Source organism: Massilia sp. GER05, from assembly GCF_052056005.1.
Lineage (GTDB): Bacteria > Pseudomonadota > Gammaproteobacteria > Burkholderiales > Burkholderiaceae_D > Telluria > Telluria orientalis.
The window spans coordinates 329,127-352,700 of the sequence record NZ_CP178858.1 but is presented as its reverse complement, the minus strand read 5'-3'; the positions used below and the strand labels follow the sequence as shown (position 1 = coordinate 352,700).

Genomic DNA, 23,574 nt, shown 5'->3' with positions numbered 1-23,574 from the left:
TGGGCCCCAGTTACGAAATCGTCCAATTCAACCGTGCGCGCTCGAGTTGTGCTATTTTGCCTTGCCTTATAGCAACCGAGTCCCGACCACCCCCGCATGCGCAGCGCAAGACATTTGAAGTTCGTCGCCCTGGCCGTCTTCCTCGTCATGGTCCTGATCGCGGCGGTGCCGTTCTGGCTGAACCGCTCCGTCAACGTGCTGCTGGCGCAATCGCGCGCCGAGCTGCGCGCGCAGCAGCGCCTCGATGACATCCTGACATCCATGCGCGACGCCGAGACGGCGCAGCGCGGCTTCGTCATCACCGGCAACGACGTCTTCCTCGAGCCGTACGAGCAGGTCCGGCGCACGCTGCCCGCGGCGCTGCACGACGCCAAGGACAAGGCGCGCACGGATGCCGAGCGGGCCACCGCGTGGCGCATCGAGCGGCTCGCGGAACTGAAGCTGGCGGAACTCGACGAGACCATCCGGCTGCGCCGCCGTGAAGGATTCGAGGCGACGGAACGCGTCGTCGGCTCCCTGCGCGGCAAGCAGTACATGGACGACCTGCGCCGCATCGTCGCGGCGGAACGTACGCGGCGCAGCGCGCGCCGCGACGCGCTGCAGGCCGACCTGCTGGCCCGTTCGGCGCGCTCGTTCACCGTGAGCGTTGCCGCCACCGCCTGCAACATCATCGCGCTCGGTATCCTGCTGCTGGTCACGATGCGCATGCTGCGCGCGCGCCGCGCCATCGCCGGGAAGCTGGAGACGCAGACCGGCCAGCTCGCGGAGGCCGTCGCGCTGACGACGCGCCATAACCGCGAACTGAAATTTGTCGCGGAACTGTTGCGCGCCGTGGAGGCCGTGCCGTCGATCCCCGATGCCGCGCCCGTGATCGCGCGCTCGCTGCCGAAGCTGCTGCCCGGCGTGTCCGGCACGCTGTTCCTGCTGCGCGACGAGGACGACCATGTGCTGGACCGGCACACGCAATGGGGCACGCCGTCCGGGCAACCCTCCGAGATCGACATCGAGTCTTGCTGGTCGCTGCGCCACGGGGCGCGCTACCGCACGGCGAGTTCCGACGACCTGCCGTGCGCGCACTACCGCAAGCCGGCGGATGAAGCGGCGGCACGCCTGTGCATCCCGCTCGTCACGCACGATGAACTGGTGGGCATGCTGCACCTCGAGGGGCTGGCCGCCGCTCCGGATTACGAAGAACAGGAACGCCTCGCGGTGACGGTCGCCGAGCAGCTCGCGCTGGCGCTGGGGAATGCGCGCCTGCGCGAATCGCTGCGCCGGCAATCGGTGCTCGATCCGCTCACGGGCCTGTTCAACCGGCGCCATTTCGACGCCGCGCTGAAACGCGAACTCGCGCGGGCGCGCCGCAAGAACGTGCCCGTGAGCCTCGTGCTGGTCGACATCGACCATTTCAAACGTGTCAACGACGACTACGGCCACGCCGTCGGCGACGCCGTGCTGCGCACCATCGCGCAGCAGCTGCGCCTGGGTGTCCGCGAAGGGGACATCGCCTGTCGCTACGGCGGCGAGGAAATGGTACTCTTGCTTCCGGAGTGCGCGGCGGCGGACGCTGGCACGCGCGCGGAGGCGATCCGCATCGCGCTGGCCGCCATCGCGCCGCACCCCGAGGGCGAGGGACCGCAGAAGGTGACGGCGTCGTTCGGCGTCGCGGCCTATCCCGCCCACGCCCAGGATGCCGAGGCGCTGTTCTGGGCAGCCGACAAGGCGTTGTACCGCGCCAAGCAGCAGGGCCGCAACCGGGTGGTGATGGGCGACTGATTGTGGCGCCGCCGCCGGGATTGTGTCATCAATTCCACACGGCAACAAATGTTTCTTGACCGAAATGGGTGGGGGTTGATACTTTCGGTCTGGAAGGAGGCGTTTTCATGGCCGATACAGTCACTATCCAAATCGACCAGGTCCAGATCGGCCTGTATGTCTACCTGGACCTGAAATGGTTCCAGCACCCGTTCGCGTTCAGCCATTTCAAGGTCAAGACCGAGGACCAGCTGCGCATCCTGCGCGGCCTGGGCCTGGCCACGGTCCGCGTCGATCCCGCGCTCAGCGACGGGCCCGTGCCCACGGCCGCACCGGCATCGGCGCAGCCTGTGCCGGCGGTGCCGGCGCCGATGTCGCCGGAGGCGCGTGCCGAGTCGCCGGTCATGGCGGCGAAACGGGAGATGATGGAACGCATCCGCGAGCAGCGCGAGAACGCGGCGCGCATCGAGCAGGCGTTCGTGAACACGGCGCGCGCGGTCCGCGACATCGACCGCAACCTGTTTTCCCAGCCGGCCGAGACGGTCCGCGTGGCCGGCAAATTGATCGGCCAGATCACGGATTCGATCCTGTCCGCGCCCGAGTTGGCGATCAACCTGATGGGCGACAAGCTGGGCGGCGAGGAAATCTATGTCCACTCGCTCAACGTCACGATGCTGTCGATGATGATCGCGCGCGACATCAAGCTGCCGCACGAGGTGGCCAGCCTGCTCGGCATGGGCGCACTGTTCCACGACGTCGGGACGAAGAACATCCCGGACAAGGTGCTGAACAAGCTCGATGCCTACAACCACGCCGAGCAGGCGCTGGTCGAAACGCATTGCGAGGGTGGCTACGAGATCGGCAGGAAGCTGGGCCTCGCGGCACCCGCGCTGGCCATCATCCGCGACCACCACGAGATGTTCGACGGCAGCGGCTATCCGCGCCACCTGCAAGGGGAGGCGATCAGCATCCTCGCCCGCATCGTCGCGATCGCGAACCATTACGACGAATTGTGCAACCCGCGCAACCCGGCCGATTCGCTGACGCCGCACGAGGCGTTGTCGCTGATGTTCGCCAAGATGCGCAGCCGCTTCGACCCGAAGCTGCTGCAGGTGTTCATCCGCTGCCTCGGCGTATACCCGCCGGGCACGATCGTCCAGCTGGCCAACGGCGTCGTCGGCATGTGCGTCAACGTCAACACCGCCAAGCCGACCAGGCCGCAGGTGATGATCTACGAGGCCAGCGTGCCGCGCGAGGAAGCGATCGTCGTCAACCTCGAGACGCAGCCGGACCTGAACATCGTGAAGTCGATCCGCCCGTCCCAGGTGCCCAAGGACATCTACAATTACCTCAGCCCGCGCAAACGCGTCAGCTATTACTTCGACGCGGGTGACCCGGCGCGGAGGAGCCAGCCATGAACCTGCACCAGCTGATGGTCGACCACAGCCCGCACATGGTGATGCTGGTCGATCCGGCCGACCTGCGCATCCTCGTCGCCAACCGCAAGGTCGAACAGACGCTCGGCTACGCGGCCGCGCAGTTGCGCGACATGCTCATCACGGACATCGAAAGCTCGCTGCAGGACGTGTTCTACTGGGAAGAGGTACGCGGCGGCCAGTATCTCGGCTTCGAGGCGCAGGAGGGCGAGTACCTGTGCGCCGACACGTCGCTGCTGACGGTGATGAAGTCGGTGAACGTACTCCACGACGGCGACCGCCCGCTGCTGCTCGTGCGCGCGCAGGACTGCCGCCACGAGCGCCAGGTCGAGGCCCTGCTCGAGCAGACCCTGGCCCAGTTGCGCACGACGCTGGAGTCCACCGCGGACGGCATCCTCGTGGTCGACTGGCACGGCAAGATCACGAGCATGAACCGCCTGTTCTCGGCGATGTGGGAGATCCCGGCCGCGCTGCTGCAGGCCGGCGACGACGACGGCATCGTCGAATACATCGCGGGCCAGGTGGAGCAGGGCGACTTGATCCGCAGCCAGCTGCGCCAGGTGGCCGATACGACCGAAACGCAGGACCTGTTCCGCCTGAAGAACGGCCGCTTCTTCGAATGCCGCTCGCGTCCGCAGTTCCTGGGCGAGCGCATCATCGGGCGGGTGTTCGGCTACACCGACGTCACCGAACGCCACCGGGCCGAGGAAGCGCTGCGCGAGTCGCGCGACCAGCTCGAATCGAAGGTGCGCGAACGCACGCGCGCCCTGCAGGAGGCGAATGCGACGCTGGAAAAGGAAAAGGCGCGCCAGGCGGAGTTGATCAAGAAGCTGGGCGAGGCCCAGAGCCAGCTGCTGCAGTCGGAGAAGATGGCGTCGATCGGCGTGCTGGCGGCCGGCGTCGCGCACGAGATCAACAACCCGATCGGCTTCGTCAATTCGAACCTGGGCAGCCTGCAGCGGTACGCCCAGGGCATGCTGCGGCTGCTCGACAGCTACGCGGCGCTGGAAGGGGCGTTCAGCCCCGAAGACCGCGCCGGCATCGCGCGGGTAAAAGAGGAAGTCGACGCCGAGTACCTGCGCGAGGACCTGGAGCCGCTGCTGCGCGAATCCCTCGACGGCATCGACCGCGTGCGGCGCATCGTGCAGGACATGAAGGATTTCTCGCACGTGGACGGCGGCGACCTACAGTACGCCGACATCGAGGCGGGCCTGAACAGCACCTTGAACGTGGTCTGGAACGAGATCAAGTACAAGGCCGAGGTGACCAAGGAGTACGGAAGCATCCCGCAGATCGAATGCTACCCGTCGCAGCTGAACCAGGTCTTCATGAACCTGCTGGTCAATGCGGCGCACGCGATCGAGAAGCACGGCCGCATCACGCTGCGCACGGCCCACGACGAGAAGCACGTGTGGATCGAGGTGGAGGACACCGGCACCGGCATCCCCGAGGACCGGCTGGGCCGCATCTTCGAACCCTTCTTCACGACCAAGCCGGTGGGCAAAGGCACGGGTCTCGGCCTGTCGCTGTCGTACGGGATCGTGCAGAAGCACGGCGGCCGCTTCGAGGTGCAGAGCGAAGTGGGCAAGGGAACCCTGTTCCGCGTCGTCCTGCCGCGCTTCCAGCCGGTGCCCGAGGCGGGCGTCGTCATCTAGCCGTCGACAATGCATATGCGCGAAATCTTTTAACGAAAACGGCATATCAAAACGTAAAAGCATTCGTTCCGCTTCGATGAGGGCAGCAGTAGCCTGTGTCCATCTCATCGACCCGGAACGACCATGACTGTTCTCCTGCTGGGCGGAAGCCCATCCTTTCCTTCGACGACGTGGCGCCTGCAGCAACTGGTGGGCGAACGCCTGGCCGCGTTGGGCCATCGCACCGGCGCGCTGCAGGTGCGCGAGCTGCCCGCCCTGGCGCTGCTGCGCGCCGACGTCAAGGATCCCGTCATCGCGGACGCCGTCGCCCGCGTGCGCGACGCCGATGCGATCGTCATCGGCACCCCCATCCATAAAGCCTCCTTCAGCGGCGTGCTGAAGGCCTTCCTCGACCTGCTGCCGCAGGACGGCCTGGCGGACAAGCTCGTGCTGCCGCTCGCCACCGGCGGCAGCCAGTCGCACATGCTGGCGCTGGACTACGCGCTGCGTCCCGTGCTCGCCTCGCTCGCGCCGCGCCACATCCTGCCCAGCATCTTCGCAACGTCGGAGCAGCTGCCGTGGGATCCGGAGCTGGGCCTGCGCCCGGTGCCGGCGATCTCCGCGCGCATCGCCGCCGGCGTCGCGCAGCTGCACGACGACTTGCAGCGCATGGCACCGGCCGCCCACGTACTCGCCGTCGCCGCCTGACCGTCACGATAAAAAGGATCACCCCCATGACTGATTCGTTCGATGCCGGCACGCGGCGCGGCCAGCGCCGCCGCACGCTCGGCCTGCTGTTCGCCGCCGCCGTGGCGGCCCCCTTCGCCGATCTGCCGCTGGCGCGTGCCGCGGGCGCGTCCCGCGAGGTGCGCATCGGCTACCAGAAATACGGCACCCTCACGCTGCTGAAGGGCCGCGGCACGCTTGAAAAACGCCTGGCCGAGAAGAACATCGCGGTCAAGTGGACCGAGTTCCCGGCCGGTCCCGCGCTGCTCGAAGGCCTGAACGTGGGCAGCATCGACTTCGGCACGGTCGGCGAAGCGCCGCCGATCTTCGCCCAGGCCGCGGGCGCCAACCTGGTCTACGTCGGCAACGAGCCGCCGTCGCCGGACTCCGAGGCGATCGTCGTGCCGAAGAATTCCACCTTGCGCAGCGTGACGGAACTGAAAGGGAAAAAGGTTGCGCTCAACAAGGGATCGAACGTGCACTACCTGCTCGTGAAGGCGCTGGAAAAGGCCGGCGTCGATTACCGTGCCATCCAGACCGTGTACCTGCCGCCGGCCGAGGCGCGCGCCGCGTTCGAGCGCGGCGCCGTGGATGCCTGGGTGATCTGGGACCCGTTCCTCGCCGCGGCCGAGAGGCAGCTGGGCGCGCGCGTGCTCGCGGATGGCAAGGGCCTGGCCGCCAACCACCAGTTCTACGTGGCCGCGCGCCCGTTCGCCGAGCAGTATGGCGACGTCGTGCGCACCGTGATCGACGAACTGGCCAAGGTCGACGAGTGGGGCCGAACGCACCAGCAGGAAGTCGCGACCATCCTCGCGGCGCAGACGGGCCTCCCCGTGGACGTCGTGGCCCTCGCGGCCCGGCGCTATGCGTACGGCGTGCGCACCGTGACCCCGGACGTGCTGGCCGCGCAGCAGAAGATCGCGGACACGTTCCACAGTTTGAAGCTGATCCCGAAACCGATCGCCGTGCGCGATGCGCAGCCGCCCGCCAACCTGCTCGCGAAGGAATAAGCCATGAGTAGTCCGAACGTTTTCTGGTTCATCCCGACCCACGGCGACAGCCGCTACCTCGGCACCAGCAAGGGTGCCCGCCCCGTCGACGCCGACTACACGCGCCAGATCGCCGTGGCGGCCGACACGCTCGGCTACGACGGCGTGCTGCTGCCCACCGGCCGCTCCTGCGAGGATGCGTGGGTCGTCGCGTCGTCGCTGATCCACGCCACGCGCAAGCTGAAATTCCTCGTCGCGATCCGTCCCGGCCTGTCGACGCCGGGCCTGTCCGTGCGCATGGCGTCGACGTTCGACCGCCTGTCCAACGGCCGCCTCCTGATCAACGTCGTCACGGGCGGCGACCAGGCGGAGCTGGAAGCGGACGGCGTGTTCGCCGACCACGAGACGCGCTACGAGATCTCGGATGAATTCATCCGTATCTGGCGCGCCGCGCTGGCCGGAGAGGGCGGCGACGAGGGTTTCCACTTCGCGGGCAAGCACCTGACCGTGAAAGGCGCGCGTACGCTCTATCCGCCCGTGCAGAAGCCGTATCCGCCGCTGTACTTCGGCGGCTCGTCGGAAGCGGCGCACGAACTGGCCGCGGAGCAGATGGATGTCTACCTGACGTGGGGCGAGCCGCCGGCCGCCGTGGCGGCGAAGATCGCGGACATCCGCGCGCGCGCCGCGAAGCATGGCCGCACGGTGAAATTCGGCATCCGCCTGCACGTGATCGTCCGGGAGACGAACGAGGAAGCGTGGGCCGCGGCCGATAAACTCATCAGCCACCTGGACGACGCCACCATCGCCAAGGCGCAGGCGGCGTTCGCGAAGATGGATTCGGTGGGCCAGCGCCGCATGGCCGCGCTGCACGGCGGCCGGCGCGACAAGCTGGAAGTGGCGCCCAACCTGTGGGCCGGCGTGGGCCTCGTGCGCGGCGGCGCGGGCACGGCGCTCGTCGGCGATCCGGAGACCGTGGCCGCGCGCATGCGCGAGTACCAGGACCTCGGCATCGAGACATTCATCCTGTCCGGCTACCCGCACCTGGAAGAGTCGTACCGCTTCGCGGAACTCGTGTTCCCCCTGCTCGGCAAAGGCAAGGAGCACGGCGAGCATTCCATTACCGGCCCGTTCGGCGAAGTGATGGCCGTCGATATCCTGCCGAAGAAGGTGGCGTGATGCGGCCCGCGGTCCAGACGCTGCCGGCGTCCGCGCGGCCCGGCGGATCCGCGTCCCTGAAACGCCTGCTCGCCCCGCTGGCGCCGTGGGCGCTGCCGGTCTTCCTGATCGTGGCGTGGCAGGCCGCGTCGCGCACCGGCCTGCTGTCGACGCGCATCCTGCCCGAGCCGCTGGCCGTGGCGAAGGCGTTCGGCGACCTGGCCGGGTCCGGCGAGCTGTGGACGCATCTGCGCGTGAGCCTGTGGCGCGCGGCGGCCGGCTTCGGGCTCGGCGCCGCGCTGGGCCTCGCGCTCGGCCTGCTCAACGGCAGCAGCCGGCGCGCCGCGACGCTGCTCGACACGACCGTGCAAATGGTGCGCAACATCCCGGCGCTCGCGCTGATCCCGCTCGTGATCCTGTGGTTCGGCATCGACGAAGCCGCGAAGCTGTTCCTGCTGTCCGTGGGCGTCTTCTTCCCCGTCTACCTGAATACCTTCCACGGCATCCGCTCGGTCGACGCGGGGCTGATCGAGATGGCGCGCAGCTACGGCCTGTCCGGCTGGGCCCTGTACCGCGACGTGATCCTGCCCGGTGCGCTGCCGTCGATCCTCGTCGGCGTGCGCTTCTCACTGGGCCTCGTCTGGGTGCTCCTGATCGTCGCCGAAACCATTTCCGCGCAGGCCGGCATCGGCTACATGACGATGAACGCGCGCGAATTCCTGCAGACGGACGTCGTGCTGGTCGGCGTGCTGCTGTACGCCCTGCTGGGCAAGGCTGCCGACCTGGCGGCGCGCGGCCTGGAACGCCGCTTCCTGCGCTGGAATCCCGCTTACCGCTGATCCTTCATGCCAAAAGACATTCAAGACTACCGGGCGGGTGCGCAGCTCGACGTGCGCAGCCTGACCAAACGCTATGCCGGGCGCACCGTGCTCGATGCCGTCAACCTCAGGATCGAACCGGGCGAATTCGTCGCCATCGTGGGCCGCAGCGGATGCGGCAAGAGCACCTTGCTGCGTGCGATCGCCGGGCTGGAACTTCCGGACGCCGGTCAGGTCAAAATCGGCGGTGGCGGACAGAAGCCTGAAACGCGGATGATGTTCCAGGATGCACGCCTGCTGCCATGGAAGACCGTGCTGCAGAACGTGGCGCTGGGCCTGAAGGATGGCGCGGAGCGGGCTCGTGCGGCGCTGCGGAGCGTCGGCCTGCTCGATCGCGCGGACGACTGGCCGGCCGCGCTGTCCGGCGGCCAGCGCCAGCGCGTGGCCCTGGCGCGCGCGCTCGTGCATGAACCGCAGCTGCTGTTGCTGGACGAGCCGCTCGGGGCACTCGACGCGCTCACGCGCATCGAGATGCAGCAGTTGATCGAATCGCTGTGGACGGCGCGCGGCTTCACGGCCGTACTCGTCACGCATGACGTGCAGGAAGCCGTGGTGCTGGCCGATCGCATCCTGTTGATCGAGCAGGGGCGGCTGGCTCTCGACCTCGACGTTGGCCTGGCGCGGCCGCGCGCGCGGGGCAGCGTGGAGTTCGGTGGGTTGGAGCAGAACGTGCTGGATCGGGTGCTGCAAACTCATCAATCTGCGTGATTGTGAGAGTTTTAGCGTGATCAATTCTGCTCGATTGTTGCATCTGGCAGCTTTTCTCCATTGTGCAAACGGAATTAAATTTCCTAAAATTTGATGCACACAATACAATCGCTTGTTTGACAGCTAGAAATGATTTCATTAAGTTCCACAAGTCGTTTCTGGCGACTTTTCAATTTAGCAATGTCCAACAAAGGGAGGAATCATGAGCGAACGCAGACACGAGCAGAAGGTCAAGGACGTTGGCGTCGATAACGATTACCTGTGCATCGAGCTATTGAGCGGTCTCCGCCTGATGGGCCCGTTGCGCACCAACCCGGTCTACCGCGAGCCCGTCATCCCACCGGAAGCGCGTCCTCTGCCGAACGGCGATTACATGCGCGCCGTCGCCCCCTGAGCAGTCCCCAACGCCTTTCCTGGCCAGAAGCCGGGGAAGGCGCCACCGGCGCACGATTGCGCTCCCCGCCCCGGAAAGGCACGGACTGATGGGGTTACAATGTTCCCATGAAAATCCGTGTTGCGACCTACAACATCCACAAGGGCGTCTCTTCCTTCCGTAGTACGCCGCGCGTGTTGGCGCTGAAAAAAGCCATCGGTGCCTTCGATGCGGACGTCGTGTTCCTGCAGGAGGTGCAGGGCCGGCACGACCGCTACCAGGCCCGCTATGGCGAGAAGGTACGCACTCCCCATCACCACTGGCCCGAGAAGGCCCAGCACGAGTTCTTTGCGGGTGAAAACCTGCATGCCGCCTATGGCATGAATGCCGTGTACGACCACGGCCATCACGGCAACGCGTTGCTGTCCGGTTTTCCGATCTCGAACCAGAACAACCACGACGTCTCCGACCACGCCTACGAACAGCGCGGCATCCTGCATTGCGTGCTGGAGACGCCGTCCGGCAACGTCCACTGCTACGTCGTGCACCTGGGCCTGTTCGAAGTCAGCCGCCGGCGCCAGACCGACGCGCTGGTCCAGTGCGTGCAGGACTCCGCACGTCCGGACGAGCCCGTGATCATCGCCGGCGACTTCAACGACTGGCGCAATACCCTGAGCGATTGCCTGCGGCTGAAGCTGGGCGTCGTTGAGGTATTCGATGAACTGGAGCGGCCGGCGCGGTTCGGCGCGCGGATCGGTGATATCGTGCGCAATGCGGCCGGGCGCGAAAAACGCCTGGTGCCGGCGCGGACGTTTCCTGCCGCGCTGCCCTGGTTCCGGCTCGACCGGATCTATGTGCGCGGCTTCAAGGTCGAGCAGGCCGAAGTGCTGCACGGCCCGCAGTGGGCGCGCCTGTCGGACCACGCACCGATCGTGGCCAACCTGCAGCTGGCATAGCGATGCGCACCGTTACGTATGTAGCCAACAACGACGTTACTCTCCTCGAAAGCGGCAGCACTTATTTCCCGGCGCTGCTGGCCGCCATCGACGCGGCCAAACATGAGATCCTGTACGAGACGTATATCTATGCCGAGGACGACACGGCGCGCGCCGTCACCGACGCGCTGATCCGTGCGGCGCAGCGCGGCGTCAAGGTCCGCGTGCTGGCCGACTGGTTCGGCACCGGCAACGGCGTCGCCTTGCGGCTGAAAGAGGAATTCTGCGCGGTCTGCGTGCATTATCGGATGTTCAATCCGTGGTTCAAGCGCGGTGCCGCGCGCAGCCACCGCAAGATCGCCGTCATGGACCGTGAAGTCGCGTTCGTCGGCGGCATCAACACGAACGACGACAACCTGCACGACTACGAGCCGCACGCGCCGCTGCCGGCACCCCGCTGGGATTTCGCCGTGCGCGTGCAGGGGCCGCTCGTCGCGGAAATCCACCGCGAAGCCCAGGCCCAGTGGACGCGGGCCGGTCACCTGCCGCTCGTCCGACGGATCAATTTGTTCCGGGAAATGCGCAAACAGCCGGCCGCGCTGGGCGACCACCCGATGCGCGCGGCGTTCGTCGTGCGCGACAACCTGCGCAACCGCCGCACGATTCAGCGTGCCTACCTGCAGGCGATCGGCCGCGCACGCAAGCGGGTGCTGATGGCCACACCGTATTTCGCGCCGGGCCGCAAGTTCCGCGACGCGCTGTGCCAGGCCGCGCGGCGCGGCGTCGACGTCTGCCTGATGATCGGCGTGGGCGAATTCCGCATGCAGGATGCCGTCGCGTCGTCGTTCTACCCGCAGCTGCTGGCGGCCGGGGTACGCATCGTCGAATACCGCAAGACGCAGCTGCACGCGAAGGTCTGCGTCGTGGACGACAACTGGGCCACGGTGGGCTCCAGCAACTGCGACGGGCTGTCGCTGTTCGTCAACCAGGAAGCGAACGTCGTCGTGCGCGACGCGCAGTTCGCCGGTACGCTGGCCCGCCAGATCGAGCGGGGCGTGGCCGATGGCGTGGAGGTGTGCCTGGATGATCTGCGGCAACTCGGTTGGGTGCGCCGCTGCGGCCACGAAATGGCCTATCTTCTCTATAAATTGACCATGCGGGTCGTCGCGATCGGCTACGCATGATGGAAAGACGCTATGACAGAGAATGACAACGTAAGGATCGACAAATGGCTGTGGGCCGCGCGCTTTTTTAAAACGCGCTCGCTGGCGGCGGATGCGGTCGACCGGGGCCGCGTGCGGATCGGCGGCGAACCCGTCAAACCCGCCCGCTCCGTCAAGGTCGATGATAAGATTTTCGTCGACAACGGTTCGAACCGCTGGGAGGTGGTCGTGCTGGGCCTGTCCGACAAGCGGGGGCCGGCACCCGTCGCCCAGGCGTTGTACCGCGAGACGGAAGAGAGTATCGTCCGTAGGGAAAACGATCAGGAAGCACGCCGTTTGTTCCCCGAACCGGGCAGCACGATCAAGGGCCGCCCGACCAAGCGCGACCGCCGCGCCATCACCCGTGCGGGCGGCTGACAACACACTAGAACGTCGCCTCTAAGTTCCCGTTTGACATTTCACGGCTGGTAGATAATAGTACGAGCGTTCGGATTTTTTCGACTAGAGAAAAGGAACCTCGAGAACCCGTAGCGAGCGGCAGCAGATTGGCCGGGGCGCGCAGCCCGAGAAGCGCAGCTGTACGAGCAGTACAGCGAGCATCGCAGGGCGAAGCTGCAACGCGCAGTAGGGTTATCGAGCTTCCGACTTACGCGAGGCAATTATTAATACGACAGCTAAATCGATGAGCATGCGCAAGGGCGAGATGACGCGGGCCGCCATTCTCGATGTTGCGCTCGAGCTCGCCAGCCGCGACGGTCTGGAAGGCCTGACGATCGGCCTGCTGGCCGACCGCATGAATATGAGCAAATCGGGCGTGTTCGCGCACTTCGGGTCGCGCGAAGACCTGCAGATCGACGTGCTCAAGCTGTACCACCGCCGCTTCGAGCAGGAAGTCTTCTTCCCCAGCCTGAAGGAAGCCCGCGGCCTGCCGCGCCTGGAGGCGATGTTCAATCGCTGGCTCAAGCGCGTCTCGGTCGAGATCGCGTCCGGCTGCATCTATATCAGTGGCGCCGTCGAATACGACGACCGCCCGGGCCCGATCCGCGAAGAACTCGTCGCCATGGTCCGCACGTGGCAGGGCGCCCTGCTGCGTTGCGCGCAACAGGCGATCGACTGCGGCGACCTGAAGCCGGGCACCGACCCCGAGCAACTCGTGTACGAGATGTATGGCCTCGTGCTGGCGGTGCACCACGATGCGCGCTTCCTGCGCATCCCGGGCACCGTCGACCGCGCGCACCGCGGCTTCGCGCGCCTGGTCGAAGATTACCGCAATCCCAACAAGCAAAACAGCCAGGCGGATACCGCCAGCGCCCAGTAATTCACACAAAATATTCACCTGTCAGGAGAACAACCATGGGTCAGTACGTCGCGCCACTTCGTGATATGCAGTTCGTTCTGCACGAGTTCCTCAACGTCACCGAAGAATTCAAGAACCTGCCGGCGTACCAGGAGATCGACGCCGACATCATCAACCAGGTGCTGGAAGAAGGCGCGAAATTCACGCAGGAAGTGCTGTTCCCGCTGAACCACAGCGGCGACCGCGAAGGCTGCCACTACGACGCCGCCACCAAGACCGTCACCACGCCCAAGGGTTTCAAGGAAGCCTACAAGCAGTACGTGGAAGGCGGCTGGGCTGCGCTGGCCTGCGATCCGGAATACGGCGGCCAGGGCCTGCCGGTCTCGCTGAACAACTCGTTCTACGAGATGCTGAACTCCTCGAACCAGGCATGGACCATGTACCCGGGCCTGTCGCACGGCGCGTACGAGTGCCTGAAGGAACACGGCACCGACGACCAGAAGAAGTTCTACCTGCCGAAGCTCGTCTCGGGCGAGTGGACCGGCACGATGTGCCTGACCGAAGCGCACTGCGGCACCGACCTAGGCCTGCTGCGCACGAAGGCCGAACCGCAGGCCGACGGCACCTACAGCATCACCGGCTCGAAGATCTTCATTTCCGCCGGCGAGCACGACATGTCGGAAAACATCGTCCACCTGGTGCTGGCCCGCCTGCCGGACGCGCCGGAAGGCTCGAAAGGCATCTCGCTGTTCCTCGTGCCGAAGTTCCTGCCGAACGCCGACGGTTCGGTCGGCGCGCGCAACGGCATCACCTGCGGCGCCATCGAAGAAAAGATGGGCATCCACGGCAACTCGACCTGCCAGATGAACCTGGACGGCGCCATCGGCACGCTGATCGGCCAGCCGCACAAGGGCCTGAACGCGATGTTCGTGTTCATGAATGCCGCCCGCCTGGGCGTCGGCATGCAGTCGCTGGGCCTGACCGAAGTCGCGTACCAGAACGCGCTGGTCTATGCGAAAGACCGCATCCAGATGCGCAGCCTGTCGGGCCCGAAGGCACCGGACAAGCCGGCCGACCCGATCATCGTCCACCCGGACGTGCGCCGCATGCTGCTGACCGCGAAGGCATACGCCGAAGGCGCGCGCGCCCTGACGTCGTACGTCGCGCTGCAGATCGACCGTGAACTGAACCACCCGGACGAAGCCGTCCGCAAGGAAGCCGCCGACGAAGTCGCGCTGCTGACTCCGGTCGTGAAGGCGTTCATCACCGACAACGGCTGGATCGCCACGTCGGAAGCGATGCAGGTCTACGGCGGCCACGGCTACATCGCCGAGTGGGGCATGGAGCAGTACGTGCGCGACGCCCGCATCAACATGATCTACGAAGGCACGAACACCGTGCAATCGCTGGACCTGCTGGGCCGTAAGATCCTGATGGACAACGGCGCCAAGCTGCGCGCCTTCGGCGAAAAGATCAAGGCATTCGTCGAAGACAACGGCCTGGACGAGCAGATGTCCGAATTCGTGAGCCCGCTGGGCGAACTGGGCGAGAAGGTCGGCAAGCTGACGATGGAAATCGGCATGAAGGCCTTCCAGAACCAGGACGAAGTGGGCGCCGCCGCCGTGCCTTACCTGCGCGTCGTGGGCCACATGGTGTTCTCGTACTTCTTCGCGCAGATGGCGAAGATCGCGCTGGCCAAGAAGGATTCGGGCGACAAGTTCTACGAATCGAAACTGGCGACCGCACGCTTCTACTTCGCCCGCCTGTACCCGGAAACCGCGATGCTGATCCGCCAGGCACGTTCGGGTTCGTCGAACCTGATGGCGCTGGACGCCGACCTGTTTTAAACACGCACCATCAAATCTACCCGTCGTTCCCGCGAAAGCGGGGACGACGACCTAACTAAGGATTACGAGAGATGACCAATTTCATCGTCAAGAAAGTCGCCGTGCTGGGCGCCGGCGTGATGGGCGCGCAGATCGCTGCGCACTGCGTCAACGCCAAGGTCCCGGTCGTGCTGTTCGACCTGCCGGCTAAGCCGGAGCAAAGCTCCGGCGGTCCGTCTAATAAGAACTCCATCGTTCTGAAGGCCATCGAGAACCTGAAAAAACTGTCGCCGGCACCGCTGGGCAACAAGGAAGATGCCGCACTGATCGAAGTCGCCAACTACGAGGACAACCTCGACGTGCTGGCCGGCTGCGACCTGATCATCGAAGCCATCGCCGAGCGCATGGACTGGAAGCACGACCTGTACAAGAAGGTCGCTCCGCACATCGGCGCGAACGCGATCTTCGCGTCGAACACGTCGGGCCTGTCGATCGAGAAGCTGGCAGAAGGTTTCGACGCCGAACTGAAGTCGCGCTTCTGCGGCGTGCACTTCTTCAACCCGCCGCGCTACATGCACCTGGTCGAACTGATCCCGACCGCCGCGACGAAGCCGGAAATCCTCGACCAGCTCGAGACCTTCCTGACCTCGGTCCTGGGCAAGGGCGTCGTGCGTGCGAAAGACACGCCGAACTTCATCGCCAACCGCGTCGGCATCTTCGGCATGCTGGCCACGATCCATGAAGCCGAGAAGTTCGGTTTGAGCGTCGACGTCGTCGACGACCTGACCGGCGCCAAGCTGGGCCGCGCCAAGTCGGGCACGTTCCGCACGGCGGACGTCGTCGGCCTGGACACGATGGGCCACGTCATCAAGACGATGCAGGACAACCTGCGGGACGACCCGTTCTTCGGCGTGTACAAGACGCCGGACGTGCTGGCCAAGCTGATCGAGAAGGGCGCGCTGGGCCAGAAGACGGGCGCCGGCTTCTACAAGAAAGTCGGCAAGGACATCCTGCGCCTGGATACCGCGACGGGCGAATACGTGCCGGGCGGCGCCAAGGCGGCCGACATCGTCGCACGCATCCTGAAAGAGAAGGACCCGGTCAAGAAATTCAAGGCGATGCGCGAATCGACCAACCCGCAGGCGCAGTTCCTGTGGGCGATCTTCCGCGACGCCTTCCACTACATCGCGTTCCACCTGGATTCGATCGCCGACAACGCGCGCGACGTGGACTTCGCGATGCGCTGGGGCTTCGGCTGGAGCGTCGGCCCGTTCGAGACGTGGCAGGCCGCCGGCTGGAACACCATCGCCCAGTGGGTCAAGGAAGACATCGAAGCAGGCAAGGCCCTGACCGATGCACCGCTGCCGGCATGGGTGTTCAGCGCACCGGTCGCGGAGAAGGGCGTGCACACGCCGGAAGGTTCGTACTCCGTCACGAAGAACGCGTACGTGCCGCGCTCGGACCTGCCGGTCTATCAGCGCCAGCAGTTCCGCGCACCGGTCGTGGGCGCGGGCGGCCAGGATCCGAAGACCGCCGGCACCACCGTGTTCGAGGACGATTCCGTGCGCCTGTGGCACTCGGGCGACGACGTGCTGGTCATCTCGCTGAAGACGAAGATGCACGTGATCGGCGACGGCGTCATCAAGGGCATCCAGCGCGCGCTGGCCGAAGCCGAGAAGGGCTTCAAGGGCATCGTGATCTGGAATACCGATGCGGCCGACGGCGGCGCGTTCTCGGCCGGCGCCGACCTGCAATCGGCCCTGCCGGCCTTCATGGCGGGCGGCGCGAAAGCGATGGACCCGATCGTCAAGGAACTGCAGGACACGTTCATGGCGATGAAATACTCGAACATCCCGGTCGTGGCCGCGGTGGCGGGTCTCGCCCTGGGCGGCGGCTGCGAAATGGCGCTGCACGCATCGAAGCGCGTGGCCTCGATCGAGTCGTACATCGGCCTCGTGGAAGTGGGTGTCGGCCTGGTGCCGGCCGGCGGCGGCCTGAAGGAAGCGGCGGTGCGCGCGGCCAATGAATCGAAGGGCAACGACATCCTGCAATTCCTGAAGACCGGCTTCACCAACGCGGCCACCGCGCAGGTGTCGAAATCGGCCCTGGAAGCGAAGGCGATGGGCTACCTGAAGGACGACGACATCATCGTCTTCAACCCGTACGAACTGCTGCACGTGGCGAAGGTCACCGCGCGCTCGATGTTCGACGCCGGCTACCGTGCACCGCTGCGCCGCCCGGTCACCGTCACCGGCCGCTATGGCTGGGGCACGATCCGCGGCCAGCTGGTCAACATGCGCGACGGCGGCTTCATCTCCGCGTACGACTACCAGCTGGGCGACACGATCGCGGAGATCGTCTCCGGTGGCGACATCGACCAGGGCAGCGTCGTGTCCGAGCAGTGGCTGCTCGACATGGAGCGCAAGGCATTCGTCTCGCTGCTGAACAATCCGAAGACCCAGGAACGCATCATGGGCATGATGCAAAACGGTAAACCGGTACGTAACTGATCGCGGCGCGACACTAAGGACTACTGACATGAGCAAACAACTTCAAGACGCATACATCGTCGCAGCGACCCGCACCCCGATCGGCAAGGCGCCGCGCGGCTTCTTCAACAAGACCCGTCCGGACGACCTGCTGGTGCACGCGATCCGCGGCGCGATGGCCGCCGTGCCGAACCTGGACCCGGCGCTGATCGTCGACGCGATCGTCGGCTGCTCGTTCCCGGAAGCGGAGCAGGGCTTCAACGTGGCCCGTAACGCCGTCGTGCTGGCGGGCCTGCCGAACACCGTCGGCGGCGTGACCGTCAACCGTTACTGCGCGTCGGGCATCACCGCCCTCGCCATGGCCGCGGACCGCATCCGCGTCGGCGAGGCCGACGTGATGATCGCCGGCGGCGTCGAATCGATGTCGATGGTGCCGATGATGGGCCACCACCCGTCGATCAACATGGAGACGTTCAAGGACGAGAACGTGGGCTTGGCGTACGGCATGGGCCTGACGGCCGAGAAGGTCGCCGCCCAGTGGAAGGTGAGCCGCGAAGACCAGGACGCCTTCGGCCTGGAATCGCACCGCAAGGCCATCGCCGCCCAGCAGGCCGGCCTGTTCAAGGACGAGATCACCCCGGTGGAAATCGTCACCCGCACGCCGGACCTGGCGACCGGCGAGATCAAGGTCAAGCGCCGCACCGTCGACCTGGACGAAGGCCCGCGCGCCGACGCCAGCATGGAAGGCATGGCGAAACTGAAGCCCGTCTTCGCCGCCAAGGGCAGCGTGACGGCCGCGACGTCGTCGCAGATGTCGGACGGCGCCGGTGCGCTGATCGTCGTCAGCGAGAAGATCCTGAAGGAACACAACCTGACCCCGCTGGCCAAGTTCTCGTCGTTCGCCGTGCGCGGCGTGCCGCCGGAGATCATGGGCATCGGTCCGAAGGTCGCGATTCCGGCCGCGCTGGCCGCCGCCGGCATCACCCAGGACCAACTGGACTGGATCGAACTGAACGAAGCCTTCGCGGCACAGGCACTGGCCGTCATCCGCGACCTGGGCCTGGACACCAGCAAGGTGAACCCGATGGGCGGCGCGATCGCCCTCGGCCACCCGCTGGGCGCGACCGGTGCGATCCGCGCCGCGACCGTCGTCCACGCCCTGCGCCGCAACAACCTGAAGTACGGCATGGTCACCATGTGCGTCGGCGCCGGCATGGGCGCGGCGGGCATCATCGAACGCGTGTAATCCACACGACGTGAACGGAAGGGGCGCTGTGGCACAACCGCAGCGCCCTTTTTTATACAACGGAGACACTGAATGGACATCCTGAGCACCACCGCCGACGGCATCCTCACCCTCGAATTCAATCGCCCCGAACGCAAGAACGCCATCACGGGCGCCATGTACACGATCCTGGCCGACGCGCTGCGCGCAGCCGACACCGACCCCGCCATCCGCGCGATCCTCATCACGGGCAAGCCCGAGATCTTCACGGCCGGTAACGACCTGGAAGATTTCCTGCACAACGTGGGCGAAGGCGCGATGACCGAATCGCGCCCCGTGTTCCAGTTCATGCGCGCGCTGGAAGGCTGCTCGAAGCCAGTGGTCGCGGCCGTCGCCGGCGCCGCCGTCGGCATCGGCACCACGCTGCTGATGCACTGCGACCTCGTCTACTGCGCCGATAACGCGAAATTCTCGATGCCGTTCTCGCAGCTGGGCCTGTGCCCCGAGTTCGCATCGTCGCTGCTCGTCGCGCAATCGGCGGGCTACACCCGCGCTGCCGAAAAGCTGATGCTGGGCGAACCCTTCGGCGCGCAGGAAGCGTTCGAGATGGGCATCGTGGCGCGCGTGTTGCCGGCCGCCGAGCTGCTCGCGTTCGCGCAGGGGCAGGCAGCCAAGCTCGTGAAACTGCCGGCGGCGTCGATCCGCACGACCAAGGCCCTGATGAAGCGCTCGCGTGCGGCGCTGGTGAAGGACACCATCGCCGCCGAGAACGAGCGGTTCAGCGCGATGCTGACCGGGGCGGAGGCCAAGGAAGCCTTCACGGCGTTCTTCGAGAAGCGCAAGCCGGACTTCAGCAAGTTCGACTGAGGGAGTCGCAAAAGAGTTTTCTCAGCCATAAAAATTCAACGATAATAGAGTGCAACGGTCGTGGTTGGCCATCTAGTGCGATTTGTCATGAACACTAGAAGTAACGTTATTTTTGAAGAGGGAGAAGGTGGCTGAGCCAATACTGCGCTGGGCAGGGAGCAAACGCAAGTTGTTGCCCTTGCTCATACAAGCCTCCCCAAAAACCTTTCGGAGATACGCTGAGCCGTTTTTTGGATCCGGGGTGTTGTTTTTAAGGTTAGGACCAGACAAGGCCTTATTAGGCGATCTAAATGCGGACTTAATAGACGCATATCAAGTAGTGCGCGAACATCCGCGCGCCGTATGGAATCGCGTAATTGCGATGAGTCAAGATGCCGATTTTTATTATGAAATCCGTTCTATATCGCCATCTTCTTTAAAACCGTTAGATCGTGCTGCCCGTTTTATATATCTAAATCGGTTCTGCTTTAACGGCGTATATCGAACAAATCGCTCCGGACATTTCAACGTTCCTCGCGGTAGCGGGAAGCTCTCAGTTCCCGAGTTTCCAGTTTTTAGAGATTTCGCGAACAAGCTGAAGCATGCTCAACTTTCTTGTGGTGATTTTGAGAAACTAGTCGGGAAAACAAGAGACGGCGATTTTCTCTATTTGGATCCGCCTTATGCTCTGGGTGAAAAGCGCGATAGAGGAGAATATGGAGCGGGTTCATTTCGAGAGAATGACGAAGATCGACTAATTTCTGCTGTTAGGTCCGCTTCCGAGAGAGGGGTAAAGGTTCTGCTCTCATATTCTCCATCGGAAGGAATTAAAAGCAAGTTGACTGGGTGGAAATTTTATAATTTATCTGTAACGCGCAGTGTGGCTGGCTTTGCAGATCAACGCCGTAAAGCTGATGAGATTCTTGTGTCGAACTATGAATGGTCAGTTGACGAATAAAAACTTGAGGGCTAAACGAGTCTGAAATGACAACTTCAGAATCTATTCGAGTTGCTGTTATTGGCGATCCGCATTTTTACACGTCGAAAGATGGTGCTCGTACAGCAGTTTCGCATATCCTTGTTAGCCCTAAAGGGGAGTTTTTAAATTCAAAGCCACAACAGAATCCATGGTCGGATCTAAAGGATCTGTTAGAAAAAGATTCAGTAAATGCCGATGTATTGCTGTGTGTAGGCGACATTACTTATGGGGCAGATAGAGTAGGGCTAGCTACAGCGTGGAAAGAACTAAATGAACTTGCCCTGCAGCTAAACTGCAAAGCCTTGGTAACGGCCACTGGGAACCACGATATTATGTCCCGTAGCACGGCCGAAAAAGTCGGCTTAAATCCCACGAGGGAGTTATCCGCGTCATTAGGACTTTTTGAGCCACTGAAGCTATTGGAGCCGGCATATCCAGTTGTTGAAATAAGGGGTGGTAAACCGATTGGTAACCGCACTCTTCGCACGAAATATTTTGGTGACTCAATTGCATTGTTTGAAACTGCAGAGTACAGGATCATTGTTTTAAATAGTTGCTGCGAGCACGGAGCCGATGCATATCAATATGAGCGAGGAAGTTTCCCAAGATCCGCTCAGGAAGCTCTAATTGAGGACTTAAGCCTCTCAGTCGCGCCCAAGATTAACATCCTCGTTTGCCATCATCCCCCTGAGCCTCATTCAGAGCATGGCTTAGGTGGCCATGACTTCATCGAGAACGGCGAAACCTTGATGAAAAATCTTGAGTTGCACGGATCATGGCTCGTAGTGCACGGGCATAAACATCATGGAAGAATTACATATGGCAAGGGAACTTCATCGTCGCCAATAATCTTTGCCGCTTCCAGCCTGGGCATGCAACTTGATACGTCTGTTGATGGCATGCGAAACCAGTTTTATTGCCTTGATGTAAATATGACGGCTACTGGCCGATTAGTTGGAACCGTCGAGGCATGGGACTGGTATATGGGCGTAGGATGGATGAGATCAGTTCCAAAAAAGGACGGAATTTATGACGGATGCGGGTTTGGTCCAAGAGCACATGTTGAAGACATCGCTCTTGCTATTTCCAAACTTATTCCTTGTACTTGGGGTCGAGCGGTACAAGAAATGCCAGATTTAAAATACCTTACGCCCGATGAGATGAAAATTCTAGAGCGGCGCTTGGCCATTTCTCACGGCATAGTTGTGGAAGCAAGCGATAACGGCTATTGGTCACTTCTCGCACAAGGAATCAAATGACTACGGCATCGTTTTTGGCGGCTTTTAACGCAAAAGCTATGAGCTATGACCAAGTTGCGAGCTCGTTTGTTCCTTCACCCAAATTTCATGAATTTGCCGGTCAGTGGAACTCTTTATTGATTGGTCCTCGCGGGAGCGGAAAAACAACCCTGTTGCGAATGCTTAGTCTTGAGGGTATGCGTGCTTGGCCAGGAAAAGAAGCTGACGAGTTTCGGAATGCTTTAAATTATACAGGTATTTATGTTCCGGCTGATATCGCTTGGGGCGAAATGATCAATTCCATGAAAAATGGAATGACCGACGCATCTTTCGGTATGCTGGCAGAGGCAGCTTTCGTTACGAATGTGTTAAGTGCCACGATTGCGGCAATGTCTTTGCGTTTGCAGCCCGTTAAACAAAATACAGGTAAAGAAGGTTACCGATCTGTTGAGGTTTCGCAAAACGTCGTTCAAGACTTAGTTGTACAAATTGCCCGTCTCTGGCAACTTGAAGTTCGGTCCGCAACTCTGTTGTCGATTCAGAACGCGCTTGGAGAGCGCTCTCTGCAGATTGCCCAGAACGCAAACTTGATGGGACGCGGCACGCTCTCGCGTGAACAGCTTATCAACAGTATGCCATATATCGGCCTGCCGCTTATTGAGAGCGTAAACCAAGCGATTATTGCGTTTGATAGAGCGGCTGATCAAAGCGATGGAATTTGGGTTCTGTTGCTTGACGAATTCGAGGTCGCGCCGTCGTATCTGCAAACCATGGTATTGACAGCTCTGCGTGCCGGTAAGACAAAGCTGTTATTCAAAGTCGCACTTGCGCCCTGTGGGCCTCATACGTTGCTCCCACTTGAAACTTCGACGCCGCCGACAGGTAAGGACGACTTTCGTCAGGTGGAGCTTTGGTATGCTGATAAAGGCGTCGCTGAAGGCTTCTGCGAAAAAGTCTTTATGTCGAGAACTAGTAACGACTTGCGTCTTGCGGGCTCCAAGCCCGAGAGAATTTTTGGTAAATCGGCTTATGCTATCGTCGACGAAGAAGGTCGAGAAAGTAATGCTACGCCAGTTGGTCAGAAATCTGAGCAATATGCTAAGGAATTTTTGGCTTTAGCGGAACGTGATCATTCGTTTGCTGAATTTCTTAGGCGAAAAGAGATTAAGCTACCACATTTAAACGTTTCCGATTCGGCGCCTAACGGAACGGTAATTAGGAAGATAGCCCCAATCGTTGCATTTCGTAATGCATATCGTGGCGCCAGAGAGGGAAAAAAGCGCGGCCGAAAAGCCTTTGCATCAGCATATAGCGGGTGGAGTGCTATAGCTGCAATCAGTGAAGGTAATCCTCGTTGGTTAATTGGAATGCTCTCAGCAATCTTTGCTAACGTTGAAAGCGGCATCAAGCTTCCGTTGCCTGTTCCTGTTCAGCATAGACACGTGACCGATACTGGATGGACATTCGCAAATGTTCTGAGAACGGCAGCAATCCAGCAATTCGATCAGATTCAGACTAGCCAGCCAATATTTGAGCTTTTAACTCGGATCGGAAATTATTTTTTTGATCGATTGGTAACGGATGACTTTAAAGAAGATCCGCCGTTATCGTTTACCGTTGACGCCAAAATTGATGAAGATACGATAAATTGTCTACGTATCGCTCTCAATCACGGTGCAATAGTTTGTTATGAGCCTGCAGATGGAATTGGTGGGTTTGGAAATCTAAGAGGAAAGCGCTTTCGGCTCTCTTACCTACTTTCTCCATGTTATAAACTTCCGGTCAGAAAATCAAAAAATGTAAGTTTGAGCACTATTTTGGAAAGCAAAGCGGCACTTGAATTGGGCCAAAAGGCAAACATCGATCGCAAACCCCGGTCGAAGAGCGAAAAAGTGACGCCGACGGCGCAGGGGAGTCTGTTTTAA

General features: G+C 62.5%; 20 protein-coding genes. All 20 read left to right on the top strand.

From position 1 onward, the window contains the following. Window positions 1–114 precede the first annotated feature (114 nt). The 20 genes from ACL58G_RS01550 (at window position 115) to ACL58G_RS01455 (ending at window position 23,574) form a co-directional block, all read left to right on the top strand. On the top strand, window positions 115–1,773 hold the full coding sequence (locus ACL58G_RS01550; protein WP_440964792.1) for a diguanylate cyclase: 1,659 nt from the start codon (window positions 115–117) through the stop codon (window positions 1,771–1,773). A gap of 107 nt (window positions 1,774–1,880) precedes the next feature. Continuing rightward, complete coding sequence (locus ACL58G_RS01545) at window positions 1,881–3,170, top strand: HD-GYP domain-containing protein (protein WP_440964790.1); 1,290 nt, start codon at window positions 1,881–1,883, stop codon at window positions 3,168–3,170. Further along, window positions 3,167–4,843, top strand: coding sequence for an ATP-binding protein (locus ACL58G_RS01540; protein ID WP_413386230.1), 1,677 nt, complete (start codon window positions 3,167–3,169; stop codon window positions 4,841–4,843). Before ACL58G_RS01545 ends, ACL58G_RS01540 begins: the two co-directional genes overlap by 4 nt. Window positions 4,844–4,966: 123 nt before the next feature. Beyond that, entirely contained in the window at window positions 4,967–5,530 is a 564-nt protein-coding gene (ssuE, locus tag ACL58G_RS01535; RefSeq protein ID WP_440964789.1) for an NADPH-dependent FMN reductase, read from the top strand. 26 nt (window positions 5,531–5,556) lie between these two features. Then, window positions 5,557–6,558 carry a sulfonate ABC transporter substrate-binding protein gene (locus ACL58G_RS01530; RefSeq protein ID WP_440964788.1) on the top strand — a complete coding sequence of 334 codons (1,002 nt, stop codon included), beginning with the start codon at window positions 5,557–5,559 and terminating at the stop codon, window positions 6,556–6,558. A 3-nt stretch (window positions 6,559–6,561) separates the two neighbouring features. Next, window positions 6,562–7,713, top strand: coding sequence for an FMNH2-dependent alkanesulfonate monooxygenase (ssuD, locus tag ACL58G_RS01525; protein WP_440964786.1), 1,152 nt, complete (start codon window positions 6,562–6,564; stop codon window positions 7,711–7,713). Further along, entirely contained in the window at window positions 7,713–8,531 is an 819-nt protein-coding gene (ssuC, locus tag ACL58G_RS01520) for an aliphatic sulfonate ABC transporter permease SsuC (protein WP_440967937.1), read from the top strand. The genes ssuD and ssuC overlap by 1 nt, the downstream gene beginning before the upstream one ends. Before the next feature lie 6 nt (window positions 8,532–8,537). Further along, window positions 8,538–9,278 (top strand): ATP-binding cassette domain-containing protein, encoded by a 741-nt coding sequence (locus ACL58G_RS01515; protein WP_440964785.1) that lies wholly within the window; start codon window positions 8,538–8,540, stop codon window positions 9,276–9,278. A 202-nt stretch (window positions 9,279–9,480) separates the two neighbouring features. Then, entirely contained in the window at window positions 9,481–9,672 is a 192-nt protein-coding gene (locus ACL58G_RS01510) for a hypothetical protein (protein WP_413340889.1), read from the top strand. Between the two features lie 107 nt (window positions 9,673–9,779). Continuing rightward, the gene (locus ACL58G_RS01505; protein ID WP_440964783.1) at window positions 9,780–10,607 is read left to right on the top strand and encodes an endonuclease/exonuclease/phosphatase family protein; all 828 of its coding nucleotides are present in this window, start codon (window positions 9,780–9,782) and stop codon (window positions 10,605–10,607) included. Between the two features lie 2 nt (window positions 10,608–10,609). Continuing rightward, complete coding sequence (gene clsB, locus ACL58G_RS01500; protein ID WP_440964782.1) at window positions 10,610–11,770, top strand: cardiolipin synthase ClsB; 1,161 nt, start codon at window positions 10,610–10,612, stop codon at window positions 11,768–11,770. 12 nt (window positions 11,771–11,782) lie between these two features. Further along, on the top strand, window positions 11,783–12,166 hold the full coding sequence (locus ACL58G_RS01495) for an RNA-binding S4 domain-containing protein (protein ID WP_413340884.1): 384 nt from the start codon (window positions 11,783–11,785) through the stop codon (window positions 12,164–12,166). Between the two features lie 271 nt (window positions 12,167–12,437). Continuing rightward, window positions 12,438–13,067 (top strand): TetR/AcrR family transcriptional regulator, encoded by a 630-nt coding sequence (locus ACL58G_RS01490; protein ID WP_413340892.1) that lies wholly within the window; start codon window positions 12,438–12,440, stop codon window positions 13,065–13,067. 35 nt (window positions 13,068–13,102) lie between these two features. After that, window positions 13,103–14,893, top strand: a complete 1,791-nt coding sequence (locus ACL58G_RS01485) for an acyl-CoA dehydrogenase C-terminal domain-containing protein (protein ID WP_413340883.1) — start codon at window positions 13,103–13,105, stop codon at window positions 14,891–14,893. Between the two features lie 71 nt (window positions 14,894–14,964). After that, entirely contained in the window at window positions 14,965–17,382 is a 2,418-nt protein-coding gene (locus ACL58G_RS01480) for a 3-hydroxyacyl-CoA dehydrogenase/enoyl-CoA hydratase family protein (RefSeq protein WP_440964780.1), read from the top strand. 28 nt (window positions 17,383–17,410) lie between these two features. Continuing rightward, window positions 17,411–18,607 (top strand): acetyl-CoA C-acyltransferase, encoded by a 1,197-nt coding sequence (locus ACL58G_RS01475; RefSeq protein WP_440964778.1) that lies wholly within the window; start codon window positions 17,411–17,413, stop codon window positions 18,605–18,607. Window positions 18,608–18,679: 72 nt separating this feature from the next. Beyond that, window positions 18,680–19,453 carry an enoyl-CoA hydratase gene (locus ACL58G_RS01470; protein ID WP_440964776.1) on the top strand — a complete coding sequence of 258 codons (774 nt, stop codon included), beginning with the start codon at window positions 18,680–18,682 and terminating at the stop codon, window positions 19,451–19,453. A gap of 127 nt (window positions 19,454–19,580) precedes the next feature. Further along, window positions 19,581–20,390, top strand: a complete 810-nt coding sequence (locus ACL58G_RS01465; RefSeq protein WP_440964774.1) for a DNA adenine methylase — start codon at window positions 19,581–19,583, stop codon at window positions 20,388–20,390. Between the two features lie 26 nt (window positions 20,391–20,416). Then, complete coding sequence (locus tag ACL58G_RS01460) at window positions 20,417–21,670, top strand: metallophosphoesterase family protein (protein ID WP_440964772.1); 1,254 nt, start codon at window positions 20,417–20,419, stop codon at window positions 21,668–21,670. After that, window positions 21,667–23,574: an ORC-CDC6 family AAA ATPase gene (locus ACL58G_RS01455; RefSeq protein WP_440964771.1), complete on the top strand. Its 1,908-nt coding sequence runs from the start codon at window positions 21,667–21,669 to the stop codon at window positions 23,572–23,574. Before ACL58G_RS01460 ends, ACL58G_RS01455 begins: the two co-directional genes overlap by 4 nt.

Excerpts from the sequence above, each read along its gene's own strand:
- ACL58G_RS01485 (WP_413340883.1), top strand. The coding sequence starts at position 13,103 with ATGGGTCAGTACGTCGCGCCACTTCGTGATATGCAGTTCGTTCTGCAC.
- ssuE (WP_440964789.1), top strand. The coding sequence starts at position 4,967 with ATGACTGTTCTCCTGCTGGGCGGAAGCCCATCCTTTCCTTCGACGACG.
- ACL58G_RS01540 (WP_413386230.1), top strand. The coding sequence starts at position 3,167 with ATGAACCTGCACCAGCTGATGGTCGACCACAGCCCGCACATGGTGATG.
- ACL58G_RS01455 (WP_440964771.1), top strand. The coding sequence starts at position 21,667 with ATGACTACGGCATCGTTTTTGGCGGCTTTTAACGCAAAAGCTATGAGC.
- ACL58G_RS01505 (WP_440964783.1), top strand. The coding sequence starts at position 9,780 with ATGAAAATCCGTGTTGCGACCTACAACATCCACAAGGGCGTCTCTTCC.
- ACL58G_RS01515 (WP_440964785.1), top strand. The coding sequence starts at position 8,538 with ATGCCAAAAGACATTCAAGACTACCGGGCGGGTGCGCAGCTCGACGTG.
- ssuD (WP_440964786.1), top strand. The coding sequence starts at position 6,562 with ATGAGTAGTCCGAACGTTTTCTGGTTCATCCCGACCCACGGCGACAGC.
- ACL58G_RS01545 (WP_440964790.1), top strand. The coding sequence starts at position 1,881 with ATGGCCGATACAGTCACTATCCAAATCGACCAGGTCCAGATCGGCCTG.
- ACL58G_RS01495 (WP_413340884.1), top strand. The coding sequence starts at position 11,783 with ATGACAGAGAATGACAACGTAAGGATCGACAAATGGCTGTGGGCCGCG.
- ssuC (WP_440967937.1), top strand. The coding sequence starts at position 7,713 with ATGCGGCCCGCGGTCCAGACGCTGCCGGCGTCCGCGCGGCCCGGCGGA.
- ACL58G_RS01475 (WP_440964778.1), top strand. The coding sequence starts at position 17,411 with ATGAGCAAACAACTTCAAGACGCATACATCGTCGCAGCGACCCGCACC.
- ACL58G_RS01530 (WP_440964788.1), top strand. The coding sequence starts at position 5,557 with ATGACTGATTCGTTCGATGCCGGCACGCGGCGCGGCCAGCGCCGCCGC.
- ACL58G_RS01470 (WP_440964776.1), top strand. The coding sequence starts at position 18,680 with ATGGACATCCTGAGCACCACCGCCGACGGCATCCTCACCCTCGAATTC.
- ACL58G_RS01510 (WP_413340889.1), top strand. The coding sequence starts at position 9,481 with ATGAGCGAACGCAGACACGAGCAGAAGGTCAAGGACGTTGGCGTCGAT.
- clsB (WP_440964782.1), top strand. The coding sequence starts at position 10,610 with ATGCGCACCGTTACGTATGTAGCCAACAACGACGTTACTCTCCTCGAA.
- ACL58G_RS01460 (WP_440964772.1), top strand. The coding sequence starts at position 20,417 with ATGACAACTTCAGAATCTATTCGAGTTGCTGTTATTGGCGATCCGCAT.
- ACL58G_RS01480 (WP_440964780.1), top strand. The coding sequence starts at position 14,965 with ATGACCAATTTCATCGTCAAGAAAGTCGCCGTGCTGGGCGCCGGCGTG.
- ACL58G_RS01490 (WP_413340892.1), top strand. The coding sequence starts at position 12,438 with ATGCGCAAGGGCGAGATGACGCGGGCCGCCATTCTCGATGTTGCGCTC.